Origin of the sequence: Mycobacterium sp., assembly GCF_049802695.1 — a bacterium.
Lineage (GTDB): Bacteria > Actinomycetota > Actinomycetes > Mycobacteriales > Mycobacteriaceae > Mycobacterium.
This window is the reverse complement of record NZ_JBARMY010000084.1, coordinates 1-12,185: the sequence shown is the minus strand read 5'-3', so window position 1 is coordinate 12,185 and position 12,185 is coordinate 1. Positions and strand designations below refer to the sequence as shown.

Below are 12,185 nucleotides of genomic sequence, written 5' to 3'. Positions count from 1 at the left end.
TCTGTTGCACACTGATACTCATGGCCACCGGAGGCCGGCTTCAGGGTCGGCTGGAGAAGTCCGTAGTTAATCCTGCCTTCCGGGCCGCGTTGCGACTCGGGATTGCGCCGCGCGCGTTCGCGTTGCTTGAGACCATTGGAAGGTGCAGCGGCCAGCCGCGCCTGACCCCGGTAGGCAACGGGCTCGACGGCGATGTGTTCTGGCTAGTCCGAACACGGCAGGCGCAGCGGCTATGTGAAGAACCTCGTAGCAAATCCGCGTGTGCGCAGCAAGGTCGGCCGCCGTTGGTATCCTGGTACCGTTGCGATCATTGACGATGACGATGCTCTTGTCCGGCGCCGACGACTCGATGACGCCAACGGGCTCATCGGCCGAGCCGATGGGGTCATCTTCCGCGCCTCGGCCAGCACCCCAGTCACCGTTCGGATCGACCTGGACCAGCGAGCACCGCGGAATATTGCGTGATCGAATATGCAGGGGTACCAGTGAAGGGCTTCGAGTTCGTTATTACGCTGTACGGCAACAATCCTTAGGCTAGCGCCACGCTCATCGACCACAGATTTGGCCGCCGCTAGGATCCGGTCCACCGCCTCCGCATCGGTGGCTGGCGCAGCTCCGGCCCACCCATGCGTCCGCATGAGGTAGCGAATGCAATCGTGATCATAGAGTAAACCTACAGCGACGTTGTCTATGCACCCAAACCTCATAAGCGATACCGCTTTTACTTCGCCCAGGGAGTCGACGGCCCCTGTCGAACGCTGATTGGTTTGCGCCACGCGCGCCGGAGAGCAGTGACCACACCGCGATCTACCGAAGGGGTTTGGAAGGATGACGTCACCCAGCGGTCTCCTTATCGCAGCAGACGCTAAGACCTCCGCAGCAGACGTTGCAAGCGTTAGAGTCGGGCGAAGAAACGTTAGAGTCGGGCGAAGAAAGGAGACCCTGATGGAAGATGACCGAAAGAACGACCGGCTGCGTTCTGCCAATGACATCGCGAGGCACGCCGTCGACAAGTCGTCGGAGAACGTCGAGAATGCGACAGACATCGCCAGCGGTGACGTCGCTGGCGGCACCGGCCGCATCGTCAAGAACTCGATCGACGTGGCCACTCACTCAGTCGATAAGACTAAGGAGATGTTCACCGGCAAAGACGACGATCCCGTCGGCAGTTAGGCTCAGCGCGAGCTTTCCGCACGGGTAGACCACTTAGCGCCGTTTGCGCGTTTGAGCCAAGTTCGGCCTCCGGCCTAGCCGCGGTGCCTCTTGGCGACTGCGTCGACGCAATCACCGTCTAATCGGCGTCGGGACTTCGGCATGATCATGTCGCGTTCGGCCTGCCGGTCGCCATTGTCGCTTGCTCAGTCGATTATCGGACCGCTCGATTGGTCAGGCACTTTCCGGTAGGACGAGTGAGGGGGACCCGTTTGGTGGTCCAGTCGCTATGCGGCCTTGGGGTTGATGGGTCGCGGCCCACTATAGAGCAGTTTTTGTGGCTTGCGAGATCAACTGACATCGTTGTCAACACAACCCGGCTCTTTGAGCCGGGCTGGACGGCTATCGGGGACCTGCCACTATTAAAGCGGTGCGGTGGGCTCGGGAAATGCGTCGGCTGCGTCAAACGCGGTGGTGAAGCGGATTACGATCGCGACAAGCGTCATCATGATCGGGACGGTTACCAGCGCAGCGGATAACCCCGCCCACTGAGCCACCTGCCCGATCAACGGTGGACCGATCAGATAGCCCACCCAACCGATCGCGGCGACTGCAGCGATCGCTGTTCCCGCGTCAATCGGGGAGTAAGCAGCGGTCATCGCGGCCGGCACCAACAACGCCACGCCCGCCCCGAGAGCCGCAAATCCCAACAGGGTCACCATAAGATTGGCGGTGACCAGCGTGACGCACAGGCCGGCCGCGGCGAACAGCGCCAACGATGGCAGCAGCCAGCGGATGGAAACACGCTCGTATAGCCGGGGGCCGCCCAACCGTGTGAGGGCCATAACTGCGGTAAAGGACACGTAGCTGAGCGCGGCCACGGTGGGCCCCGCGCCGACGACTCGATTCAGGTAGTCGCCTGACCAATCGGACGCAGATCCTTCGCACAGGAACGACGCGAACGCGACAGCTGACAGAATGACGACGGTCGGATTCCTCCAGAATGGTTGCGGCCTTGCGGCTTTCTGGCGGACGGTGGGCGCCGGTTCGCGGACCAGGCCGCCGGCGATCGGCCGGACGACGACAATGACGATGAGCCCGATGACCGTCATCTGGTCGGTCAAGCCCACATGCGCGCTCACGCACGCTGCGCCAACCAGCGACCCCAGCAGCACAGCGACGCTACGCATCCCGTGGAAGCGAGACATTATCGGTCGCGCGGCGACGCGTTCGACCGCTGCGGCCTGTACGTTCATCGCGACATCCAGCCCGCCCAAGAAGAACCCCACGCTGATGAGTGCAAGGAATAGTTTCAGTTCAGACCTGGCCAGGCCCATAAGGGGTCCGGACGCGGCGTAGCCGGCGAGGCTGACTGGGACCAGACTGTGGCTTCCCCAGTGCGGCAACAGCCGGATACACATCGCCGTCGCGACCAGAGCACCCAGTGGCGCGCCCAACAGCGCGTTGCGAGCGCACCATCGGAGAGTCTCTTCGCTTTTCACGTGCGGGATGTGGGCCACCCACGACGAAAAGACAAGGGCATGCGCCGCGAACACCGCGGTGACACAAATCTGCGCCCGATCGATCGACTTCACGACTTTCACCGTTCTCCCGTCAGGCTGTATGACACTCCGCCGCCCGCTCGATTCTGGGCGAGACAGCCAAGAAGGGCGCGTCGGTGAACTGCATGTGCGATCCCTACCCCGCTGCGTTCCCGCACGCCTAGCTAAGATTCGGAGTTCGATCGCTTCACAGTCCAACGACGGAGCGATTACATTCCGACCGAAACCCGCGCCGCAGCAGGTCCATAACAAAGCATCGTGACGGATTCTGTTGTATAACAACATATTCGAGTCGGTCACGCGTTATGATGACACCCGGCGCTGATCGATCCGGGCATCGAGACTGGCGGAACCCGCTCCGGTGCACACGAGAAAAAGCAGCAGGCCGACCAAAAGCCACTCCGACGAATAAAACAAATTACTCAGGAAGCTCCACACGCTGGCATACTTTTCCGCCAGGCTCGGGCCTATATCCGTCACTAAGGCGCCGACCATCTCGAGCGCCAACACAAGAGACACCGCTCGCGTCGCCAGACCGAGCATCAGCGCCACGCCACCAACAAGTTCGACGATTGCCACGGCGGGCGCAACCACCGGCGCACCTGGAATTCCCAGGCCTTCAAACATCGCAGTGAACTTACCGAGGCCCCCGAGCTTTCCCACTGCCCCACTGAAGAACATGAAACCAACACTGAGCCGCAAGAATAAATTTGCCAGCCAGTCGAATCTGTTCAGCGAAACGGTAATTCGGTCGTAAGCCGACTGATAGCGGGCGAGCGATCGGCGCATCATGGGATAGCTCCTCCGGTCGGTAGGTCTAGGCGTGTGCTGGTTCTGATCGAATGCGCTTCTAATAAAACGTAGGCCACGATTGTTAATCGCAAGCTGCCGCGGTTCATTGGGAGTGGTTGGCCGCCGCGAGCAGTATCTCGGTGACGCTATCGGGGTCGGTCAGCATCGGTAAATGGTCGGCATCAACGGCGTGAATGGTTGCGTTCATCCGGGTGGCGACGAAGTGCTGGGTTTCCGCGGCGATCATGCGGTCGTGTTCGGCGATGAGGAACCAGCTTGGGCGATCTTTCCAGGCGGGCCGTGGGGCGGGTGCGGTGATGCACGACGGTGAGAGGGGGCGCTGGACTGCGGCGAGCATGGCGTGTTGTTCGGGGGTGGCGTTTTGTGCGAACGCTGCCGCGAAAGCGCTGTGCGGCAACCAAATTAAATTATGATGATCGGGCTCCAGGGCGGGGGCGAGACGATGGGCAGGGGCGCGATGAAACAGACTGGCGACTGTTTCACCTTCGTCGGGTGCGATCGCGGCGACGTAAACCAACGCCCTCACCGAATCGGTATTTGCCGCGCCGATGACCGCGCCGGCGTACGCGTGACCGCCGAGTACTGTTGGTCCCTGGATGCGGTCGAGAACTCGGTTGAGCGCTGCGCTGTCGTCGTCGAACGATGTCAGTGGCAACGGTGCTGCGACGACGTTATACCCGCGCTGCTGTAGCCGATGAATCACTGGTGCCCAGCTGGAGCTGTCGGCCCACGCCGCGTGAACCAAGACAAAGGTTGTGTCGGTTGTCATCGTCATTCCGCCCCGAAGGTGGCGGCCATCAGTGTTTCAATCTGCAGCGCGATTTCATCGAGCTCTTCTTCCAGCGCGAAGTGGCCGGTGTCGAGCAGGACCACCTCGGCGTCGGGAACGTCGTTGCGGTAGGCCTGGGCGCCGGCTGGGATGAAGAATGGGTCGTTCGCGCCCCAGATCGCCAGCAGTGCGGGTTGGCGGCGGCGCAGCCACGCCTGCCACTGTGGGTAGCTGGGCGGGTTGTTCTGGTAGTCCCACAGCAGGGCCTTCATGTAGGCGGCGCGGCCGGGACGATCCAGCACGAGCTGATCAGCCAGTGCCTGCTCGGGGTCGATGTGTTCGACGTCGCGGGCACCGGCCTGCCACTGATGCTGAGTCCCGGCCAAGCTGACGAACCAGTCGACAGTCGCCTCGCCGGCGGCCTTATTGGCCCACCACTCCGCTAGCGCGGCGACGCCCGGTCCGAAACCGTCGGTGTAGGCGTTGCCGTTTTGGGTGATGATGGCGCGGACCCGCTCGTCGTGGTCGAGGGCGATACGGAATCCGACCGGTGCACCAAAGTCGAACATGTACACCGCATAGTCGCTGATGCCGAGCGCATCGATGGTGGCACCGGTGACCACCGCCAGTTCGTCGAAGGTGGGCTCACCGGGCAATGGGTCAGAGGAACCAAAACCGGGGTAGTCGATCGCGACGACATGCCAGTGGTTGGCCAGCAGGTCGATGAGCCGCACATACGCTCGGGCGCTCGACGGATATCCGGGCAACAGCACCAGGGTCGGTCGCGATCGATCACCGGACTCACGAACAAAAACCCCCAGACCGTCGACATTGATCCTCTTGTGGCTGATGACACCCATCGCGACTCGTGCTCCCTGTCCCACCCATGTAACTGTTGAAAATGTCTATCACAGGTTACGCAAACGTTTGATAACCTGTCAACATGTAGCTGAGGGGGTTACCAGCGCTTCGGCGATCCGCCGGGAGGTGAGGCCGATGCAGCCACTCGATGTCATCGTCGGCCTCGCAGGACACCCATCCCTGGAACTGCTGAACAGCCGGGCGACACCGTCCCCAGGTGCAGAGCCCATCGAATTGATCGGAGACGCCGCTAATTATCTTCGGTGGCTCGCGCGCACGGAACTCATCGACCACGACGACCTCGCAGTGCTCGAAGATCTGTTCAACGCTGATCAACTCGACGCTGCCGCCGCGGACGCCCGCACTCTTCGGGAAAAGCTGCGGCCGATTCTGTTGGACTGGGCAGGCGACAATCCGGTGCCATTCCCCGCTGATGTGATCGACGAGCTCAATGCGCTGCTGTCCCAGGATCGGCGATACACCGAACTCAACCCCGACAACGACGACACTCTGATGCTGCATGAGCGGCGGCACTGGGAACAGCCCACACAGCTTCTCGTCCTCTCCGCACAAGCCTGGGCGCACCTGCTCGTCGAAGCCGACCCGACCCTGATCCGGCAATGCCCGGGCTGCACCATCATTTTCTACGACCGCACCAAAGCCCACCGCCGACGCTGGTGTTCCATGGCACTGTGCGGCAACCGCGCCAAAGTACGGCGCCACCGAACATCCGCCAGCTGACACACCAACGGGACAACGTGAACCGCCGTCGTCAGCGGCCCAATCGTCACTAATGGATCACGTCAGATGCTGGCCGCCGTCGACGTTCAGCGTCACACCGGTCACAAATGTGTTCGTCATCGCGAAAAGCGCAGCATCGGCCACCTCCTCGGCCGTCCCTATCCGTTGCGCCAAGTTCGTGCGGCTGACGTTCTCGAAATGGTCGCGCTTGCCCTGCTCACCCAGCGAATCCCACGCGCCGGAGTCAATGACACCCGGAGAGATCGCATTGACCCGGATCGGGGCAAGCTCGACAGCCAACGAGCGCGTCAAAAAGTCGACCGCACCGTCGGTGATCGCCACCCCAAGAAAACCGACATTGATCTTGAACGCCGGAAACCCCGAAAAAAGGACGAACGACCCACCCTGATTGATCTGTGCCGCGAAGTATTTCGTCAGCATCAGCGGCCCAATCACCTTCGTATCAAACGATTTCAGCAGACTCGCACGCTCCAGCTCATCGAGTCTGCCCCGTGCGCGGGCCGAGACCGCCGACACCACATGGTCAACGGGACCTAATCGTTCAGCAAGTGCCGCAATCGACGAATCATCGGTAACGTCCACAACCTCGGCATCAATACCTAGGTCGTGGTAAGCGGATGCCAATCGGGCCTCATCGCGGCCGGCAACCACGACTCGAGCGCCCTCAGAACGAGCCACAACCGTGACAGCACGCGCAATCCCACCCCCTTGCCCCACCACAACAACGGTCTTACCCCGCAACGTCTCGCCCATTCCCTAGACCCCCTGGTTCTGCTGCGCCGCGTCAATAGCTTTGTGTTGTGCTGCTAAGGAAGTCGTCGACGAACTAAGCGATTTCCAGCACCGTGTCCAACGCGAAGTCACCCGTGCCCGACGATGATGAGAACCCGGGAAGGGGCAGAATCGTCGGCGCGTGGGCGGATCGAGCGCCACTCGAGCGATACCACGCAGGTTTGGTTGGCGACCTCTGCGCCGCAGCGGCCTCAGCCGGGATGGCGCGCCGGCTCAATCTTGCCGGTGTCGATGAATTGGCGGTGCCGTACTATCTTGTGGCCTTTTATTTCCCAGATGTGAGAGTAGTCAACTTCCACATGTTTACCGGTCGCACGGTTCGTTCCCTTGAACCGCCCAACCGATACGACTTTACCGCCGTCGCAGATGAATTCGTGCGGCGTCAGCGTGTACGGTTCCCACTCTTCCATTGCCGGTATCAGCATGCCCTCAAGGACTTTTTGCGGGCCACGCCCGTCGACCTTGTAGTCCATCATGGTGATCCACTCGATGTCGTCAGACATCAGGGCGAGAGCGCCGCCTGGATCGCCGGCAGTCAACTTTGCGTAGAGTTCCTTGACGATCTCCACAGGCGCCTGGTAGCTCGCAGTCCTTGCTTCGGACTCCGAGTCCGGTGCCGCTACCGGTTCGTGGTCGCGCGTCAAGGCTTCACGAACCTTGTGCGATGTCCGGTCGACGTCGGTCCCTCTGCGGCTGCTGCAACCCGTCGCACTTTCACCCTCCTGTAACCACTGAATGTTTTTTATAAGGGTTACGCACGGTTGTATCATTTGTCAAGAACCAGGCTAGGGATTGCGAGATGGTTGGCTCGATCCGCCCGAGAAGGTGAAGCTGATTCAGCTGCTCGATGTCATCGTCGACCTCGCACGGGACTCAGCCCTGGAACTGCTGAACAGCCGGGCCACGCCTTGGCAGGTTCAGAAGGTTTCGCAGTTGGGTCGGTGGCGCGCTGCGGTCCCGTGAGCCGAAATTTACGGCTGCATTCGGGAGCGGTTGAGCGAGACGCCTGATCACCCAACCGACTTCGAGTCCTGGCTCGTCATCTACGTCAACCATTTCGTTTCGCGACTCCGCAGCGCCCCTGCGGAACGCGGGCGAGTCCGCGCCTTCCATCAGCAATGCCTATGCCTGGCAGCAACAACCCGCGTTGTCAGCAAAAAGGGGGTCACTAGATCGGATAAGTGGCTTGCGTCAGCGCTGAGATCCGCGTGGGGGGACCCGTTGGTGGTCCAGTCGCTATGAGGCTTGGGGTTGATGGGCTGTGGCCCACTGTAGAGCGAACTCGGTTGGGGTCAACTCGCCGTGGGCGGAGTGGGGCCTGTTGGCGTTGTAGTCGCAGCGCCAGTCTTCGATGATCACACGAGCTTCCAGCAACGAGTCAAAACGCCACGAGTTGAGTAGTTCATCTCGTAGCCGGCCGTTGAACGATTCGATCCAGGCGTTCTGCCACGGTGAGCCGGGATCGATGAAAAGTGAACCGGCACTGTCTAATCGGCACCAGTCACTAACGGCGTGAGCCACGAACTCGGGGCCGTTGTCGAAGCGTACGTAGTGTGGCCCTCCTCGCTGCAGGGCCAGGCGATCCAACACCTCGACGACGCCGTCGGCGTCGATGCCGCGATCGGCGTTTATCGCGAGCGCTTCGCGGGTGAATTGGTCGATGACGTTGAGCATCTTGAGGGTTCGGCCGTCGGCGGTGGTGTCGAACTGAAAGTCCATCGCCCAGATCACGTTCGGACGAATCGGTGACATCGCGCCGACAGCGACTCCGATACCGGTCAACCGCTTCTTCTTGCGGCGCTGCGGGACCCGCAGGCCCTCGTCGCGCCACAAACGGCGGATGCGCTTGTTGTTGACCTGCCAGCCGGCCCGGCGCGCCATCTTGGCTGCCCGGCGCGATCCCCAACGTGGCCGATCGGTCGAGAAGCCGCGCAACCAAGCACGCAACTCGGCCTCCTCATCGGTGATCGGCGCCGGCGTCAGGCGCATCGTGGAACGGTGGATACCCACGACCGAGCAGGCGCGACGTTGCGACACCCCGAACCGCTCGCGCACCACCGTGGCTGCACGGCGTTTGCGGTTCGGGGTTAGAAGTTTCCCGCCGAAATCTCCTTGAGCATGTCAATGTCGAGAGCCTGGTTGGCGACCAGCTTCTTGAGTCGGGCGTTCTCGGCTTCGAGTTCTTTGAGCCGCTTGGCGTCGTTGGCTTTCATGCCGCCGTATTGGGCCAACCAGCGATGCCACGTCGACTCAGCGACCTCCAGATGCCGGCACACCTCATTGAGTTCCTGGCCGGACGCAAGGAGCTTGTTGCCCTCGGCCAGCTTGCGGATGATCTGATCCGGCGTATGCCGCCGGCGCCTGTTCGATGCCATGTCGTCGTCAATTCTTCCTACCCGAACACCGGGCAACGAAGTCGCATAATGAATGGACCACTACGACGGGCTCACCTCACGAGCGGTTCGGTTATACGTCACGACCGGCCGAAAGTGGTTTTCTCGCAAAGCATCACGAGTCGATTGTAGCGGCGGGGCGCGACCCGCACCAAGAGGTCGATGCCTTTGGCGTTCTGTCCCGCGAGCATCTCCGCGCGAAAGCATTCCTTGGACGTGCCGGGGGCAGACCGTTCGACTGCGGATGGGTCCCCGGAGTCTGCGTCAACGATGCCTTCCGTGGCTGTGATCCGCCCATCAGGCTGAGGTGGCCCGACGGCGAGCCTACGGTCGCGTAGCGTACGTCGCATTAAGTTACCCGCTAGTAGCTGGCAACCAAACGCTCTCGAAATCGCATCTGGTGTCGAATTGCGTGCTGAAGTGAACGCCGAGTCAACGTCGACCGAAAGGAGAGCTCGTGGGTGAGTTAAGTCCCGAACAGTTCACTCAGCTCGTGCTGCTCGCGGCGGCGCCGCCGGACCGGGTTGGCGAGGTGGTGGCCCGGCTAATAGGGGATCACATCACCATCGGCCCTCTTGAAGTCGGCCCCGGCGGGATCGCGTCGGCAACGGCGAAGGGGACGCGCGGTCAGGTCCACGTCGAGCTATGCGTTGACGACTACTGGCGCCAAATGGTCACCGTCCCAATTGCGCTATCGATCGAGGTGCGGTTAGCAAAACGAATCGTCCGATACTGCGGCAAGGTTGAGGTCCAGACGCGATTTCGGTTGCGGCTCGACCCCCCGTGCACGGTGACTGTTGAACTCGAAAAGGTGCAGCAACATCACGTCCGTACAACCGTCGAGCCTCTCGGCGTCGGTGCGCGTCTCATCGGCTGGATTGGCGGAGTAAACGACATCGTCGCTGAGCAGGTGCTGTGCTATGTAGAAGATCTCATGTCGAGTCCCGAATTCGCCACCGCCATGCACATTGACGTGGTGGGACTGATGAAACGTGCGTGGGACGCCGATCTGGTTGTCGAGCTGCCTGCACGCTAATCCTCGGCGGAGTTCATCGATTCCAGTCGCCACGACACTAGGGGTACGGGTCTCGCCATCGCAGCGCCGTCCGCCCCGTCGGCCTGATGCCCTCCCGTGCCGCCACTGGATGCGCCTTGAGCCGCGGCCGTAACGCGAAAGGTGGCGTGAAAGCAAGAGCGGCCGCCCGGAGGCTTGCACCGGCGGCCGCCCTGCGAACAGGCTTCTCCAGGTTAACCCTTGAACGCGTCCTTCACCTTCTCGCCGGCGTCTTTCAGGCTTGATTTCGACTGATCGGCTTTGCCTTCGTTCCTCGTGTCGTCATCGCCGGTCACATTGCCGACGGCTTCCTTGGCCTTGCCGCCCAAATCGTCAACCTTGTTGCTCAACTTGTCGTTCGCGCTCATCGGTCGCTTCCTTCCAGATGGACTTACTGATACATGGTTGCAGGCGCGGCTACCCGTACTTGTGACCGCTCAAACGGCATAGCCCGGAACTTCGGCCCGGAATAACGGCGTCGCGGCGGGACCGGCGGCACAATGCCTGCAGGGCGCAAATCCGAGCCGTCAGAAAAGTTTCAGGCGATGAGGAGCCCTATGCCGAGCGAAGTAAGGCCCGTCGCGAGGACCACCGCTCCGGTGTAGACGAGCGTGATGAACGCGTTGGGAGTGTTGCGACCCTGGCCCATCGACGAGAAGAAGAAACCAGCAGGCATGAGCAACGCCGCGGCCGGCACCCCGATACGCGAGAGCCAGCCCCAAAAGCCAGTCACGTGCGCTGCGTCGGCGTAGAGCAATCCGGTCAACGAAAGCAAGAGCAACACGCCCGCATGGGCGTGACCCGCACGGGCAAAACGCATCTGAAACGGCGTCGCCGCGGCGGGTTCCCGCACCAGCTTCACCAGGTAAATCCCTCCGGTCTCCACAGTGACCAGGGACAGCAGCAGGATTCCGGCCAGAATTCGGGTTATGTCAGACACGGGACGCCTTCCTCATTGGTTACCAGCAGTATCCAATTTGTATTGGATAGCTTTGGTACCTGATATGTCAAGATGGGTCATGCGATTGGCCGAACTCTCTGCACGTAGCGGCGTCTCCGCGTCGACTATCAAGTACTACCTGCGTCTTGGCTTACTGCATTCCGGCGAGCATCAAAGCAGCACCTGGTCGGAGTACAACGACTCCCACCTACGCCGGCTGGCTCTGATTCGCGCATTGATCGAAGTGGCAGGACTACCACTGGAGGCGGTGCGCCGAGTGCTCGCGGTGGTCAGTGACAAGTCCGTGCCTTCACATCAGGCTCTCGGGACCGCGCAGTGGCTGCTATCCCCCGCCGTCGTCGAAGAACCCAGCGTTGAATCGGCCGAACGAGTCGAGGCCCTGCTCGCTCGGCATGGCTGGGAGCTGGCGTCGGACAGTCCGCACCGCCGCGTGCTGGCCGCTGCGCTCGACCGCCTCGACCACCTGGCGTTCCCTGCTCCCGACGCACTGCTCGACCAGTACGCCGAGACACTGTCCCGCCTCGCTGCCAGCGAAGTCGAACCGATCACTACCGAGACAGACCGCGCAACCGCAATCGAGCACCTAGTGATCGGAACTCTGCTCTACGAACCGCTTTTAGCCACGATGCGCCGAATGGCGCACGAATCCGAGTCAACCCACCGCTCCCAAACCTCTTAACGTACAGCTGGTGTACCGATAACTCCGCACTCGCGCACGTGGTGATTCGGACCCGGGCGTATCCTGAGGCCTCCATTGTCAGCAGATGAATCGGGCAACGGAGTTATCAGGGGTTCTTTACCCGGGAGGGCCTTCGCCGCAGGTCGGCCATCTGTACCGCTCCCCCGCGGGGGATTGACGCCGGTGGCAGCGCACCACTCGTGGCGCGGGTCAACCCACCGAGGCCGAGGATCCGGAGATCAGCGGTTCCGATGCGGGGCCGAGAAGCGTGACCGCCGATCGGACAGATCACCTGGGCAGAAGCGATGCCATGGCTCCGGTGGGCTTGGTCTGCCTGGACGTCTCGAAAGAGACCACATGTGACGGTCTCAAAAGATAGTCGCAGGT

The 12,185-nt window shown here is 61.6% G+C and carries 14 protein-coding genes and 2 pseudogenes; 6 read left to right on the top strand and 10 right to left on the bottom strand.

Annotated elements, in window-relative coordinates:
* The first annotated feature begins 20 nt into the window (after positions 1-20).
* Positions 21-465: pseudogene (locus WA317_RS02985) on the top strand (nitroreductase/quinone reductase family protein).
* A 44-nt stretch (positions 466-509) separates the two neighbouring features.
* On the opposite strand, the pseudogene WA317_RS02980 reads toward WA317_RS02985, so the two are convergent.
* Positions 510-638: pseudogene (locus WA317_RS02980) on the bottom strand (TetR family transcriptional regulator); the annotation flags it as partial.
* Positions 639-945: 307 nt separating this feature from the next.
* Between WA317_RS02980 and WA317_RS02975 the strand changes: the two are divergent.
* Positions 946-1,173, top strand: a complete 228-nt coding sequence (locus tag WA317_RS02975; RefSeq protein ID WP_425171622.1) for a hypothetical protein — start codon at positions 946-948, stop codon at positions 1,171-1,173.
* 401 nt (positions 1,174-1,574) lie between these two features.
* Here the strand turns inward: WA317_RS02975 and WA317_RS02970 are convergent, their stop codons facing one another.
* From WA317_RS02970 to WA317_RS02955, 4 genes are all read right to left on the bottom strand, one after another.
* Entirely contained in the window at positions 1,575-2,747 is a 1,173-nt protein-coding gene (locus WA317_RS02970; protein ID WP_425171621.1) for an MFS transporter, read from the bottom strand.
* A gap of 270 nt (positions 2,748-3,017) precedes the next feature.
* On the bottom strand, positions 3,018-3,506 hold the full coding sequence (locus tag WA317_RS02965; RefSeq protein WP_425171620.1) for a DoxX family protein: 489 nt from the start codon (positions 3,504-3,506) through the stop codon (positions 3,018-3,020).
* Between the two features lie 103 nt (positions 3,507-3,609).
* Entirely contained in the window at positions 3,610-4,296 is a 687-nt protein-coding gene (locus tag WA317_RS02960; protein WP_425171619.1) for an alpha/beta fold hydrolase, read from the bottom strand.
* 2 nt (positions 4,297-4,298) lie between these two features.
* On the bottom strand, positions 4,299-5,180 hold the full coding sequence (locus WA317_RS02955) for an alpha/beta fold hydrolase (protein ID WP_425171618.1): 882 nt from the start codon (positions 5,178-5,180) through the stop codon (positions 4,299-4,301).
* Between the two features lie 112 nt (positions 5,181-5,292).
* Here WA317_RS02955 and WA317_RS02950 point away from each other — a divergent pair, with 112 nt between their 5' ends.
* Entirely contained in the window at positions 5,293-5,898 is a 606-nt protein-coding gene (locus WA317_RS02950) for a CGNR zinc finger domain-containing protein (RefSeq protein ID WP_425171617.1), read from the top strand.
* A 57-nt stretch (positions 5,899-5,955) separates the two neighbouring features.
* Here WA317_RS02950 and WA317_RS02945 read toward each other — a convergent pair whose 3' ends face one another.
* Positions 5,956-6,672: an SDR family oxidoreductase gene (locus tag WA317_RS02945; RefSeq protein ID WP_425171616.1), complete on the bottom strand. Its 717-nt coding sequence runs from the start codon at positions 6,670-6,672 to the stop codon at positions 5,956-5,958.
* A gap of 230 nt (positions 6,673-6,902) precedes the next feature.
* Entirely contained in the window at positions 6,903-7,280 is a 378-nt protein-coding gene (locus WA317_RS02940; RefSeq protein WP_425171615.1) for a nuclear transport factor 2 family protein, read from the bottom strand.
* Positions 7,281-7,503: 223 nt separating this feature from the next.
* Between WA317_RS02940 and WA317_RS02935 the strand changes: the two genes are divergently transcribed.
* Entirely contained in the window at positions 7,504-7,674 is a 171-nt protein-coding gene (locus tag WA317_RS02935) for a hypothetical protein (protein ID WP_425171614.1), read from the top strand.
* Between the two features lie 273 nt (positions 7,675-7,947).
* Here WA317_RS02935 and WA317_RS02930 read toward each other — a convergent pair.
* Positions 7,948-9,086 (bottom strand): IS3 family transposase gene (locus WA317_RS02930; RefSeq protein WP_425171613.1). Its coding sequence is split into 2 segments (ribosomal slippage): positions 7,948-8,816 and positions 8,816-9,086, totalling 1,140 coding nucleotides; the frame shifts between segments, so codons are not numbered across the junction.
* A gap of 475 nt (positions 9,087-9,561) precedes the next feature.
* On the opposite strand from WA317_RS02930, the gene WA317_RS02925 reads away from it, so the two are divergent.
* Complete coding sequence (locus tag WA317_RS02925) at positions 9,562-10,140, top strand: hypothetical protein (RefSeq protein WP_425171612.1); 579 nt, start codon at positions 9,562-9,564, stop codon at positions 10,138-10,140.
* 212 nt (positions 10,141-10,352) lie between these two features.
* Here WA317_RS02925 and WA317_RS02920 read toward each other — a convergent pair whose 3' ends face one another.
* Complete coding sequence (locus WA317_RS02920) at positions 10,353-10,526, bottom strand: CsbD family protein (protein ID WP_425171611.1); 174 nt, start codon at positions 10,524-10,526, stop codon at positions 10,353-10,355.
* A gap of 170 nt (positions 10,527-10,696) precedes the next feature.
* Positions 10,697-11,098, bottom strand: a complete 402-nt coding sequence (locus tag WA317_RS02915; RefSeq protein ID WP_425171610.1) for a hypothetical protein — start codon at positions 11,096-11,098, stop codon at positions 10,697-10,699.
* Positions 11,099-11,177: 79 nt separating this feature from the next.
* Between WA317_RS02915 and WA317_RS02910 the strand changes: the two genes are divergently transcribed.
* Positions 11,178-11,798 (top strand): MerR family transcriptional regulator, encoded by a 621-nt coding sequence (locus tag WA317_RS02910; protein WP_425171609.1) that lies wholly within the window; start codon positions 11,178-11,180, stop codon positions 11,796-11,798.
* The last annotated feature ends 387 nt before the right edge of the window (positions 11,799-12,185 follow it).

Excerpts from the sequence above, each read along its gene's own strand:
- WA317_RS02965 (WP_425171620.1), bottom strand. The coding sequence starts at position 3,506 with ATGATGCGCCGATCGCTCGCCCGCTATCAGTCGGCTTACGACCGAATT.
- WA317_RS02910 (WP_425171609.1), top strand. The coding sequence starts at position 11,178 with ATGCGATTGGCCGAACTCTCTGCACGTAGCGGCGTCTCCGCGTCGACT.
- WA317_RS02960 (WP_425171619.1), bottom strand. The coding sequence starts at position 4,296 with ATGACAACCGACACAACCTTTGTCTTGGTTCACGCGGCGTGGGCCGAC.
- WA317_RS02975 (WP_425171622.1), top strand. The coding sequence starts at position 946 with ATGGAAGATGACCGAAAGAACGACCGGCTGCGTTCTGCCAATGACATC.
- WA317_RS02920 (WP_425171611.1), bottom strand. The coding sequence starts at position 10,526 with ATGAGCGCGAACGACAAGTTGAGCAACAAGGTTGACGATTTGGGCGGC.
- WA317_RS02950 (WP_425171617.1), top strand. The coding sequence starts at position 5,293 with ATGCAGCCACTCGATGTCATCGTCGGCCTCGCAGGACACCCATCCCTG.
- WA317_RS02945 (WP_425171616.1), bottom strand. The coding sequence starts at position 6,672 with ATGGGCGAGACGTTGCGGGGTAAGACCGTTGTTGTGGTGGGGCAAGGG.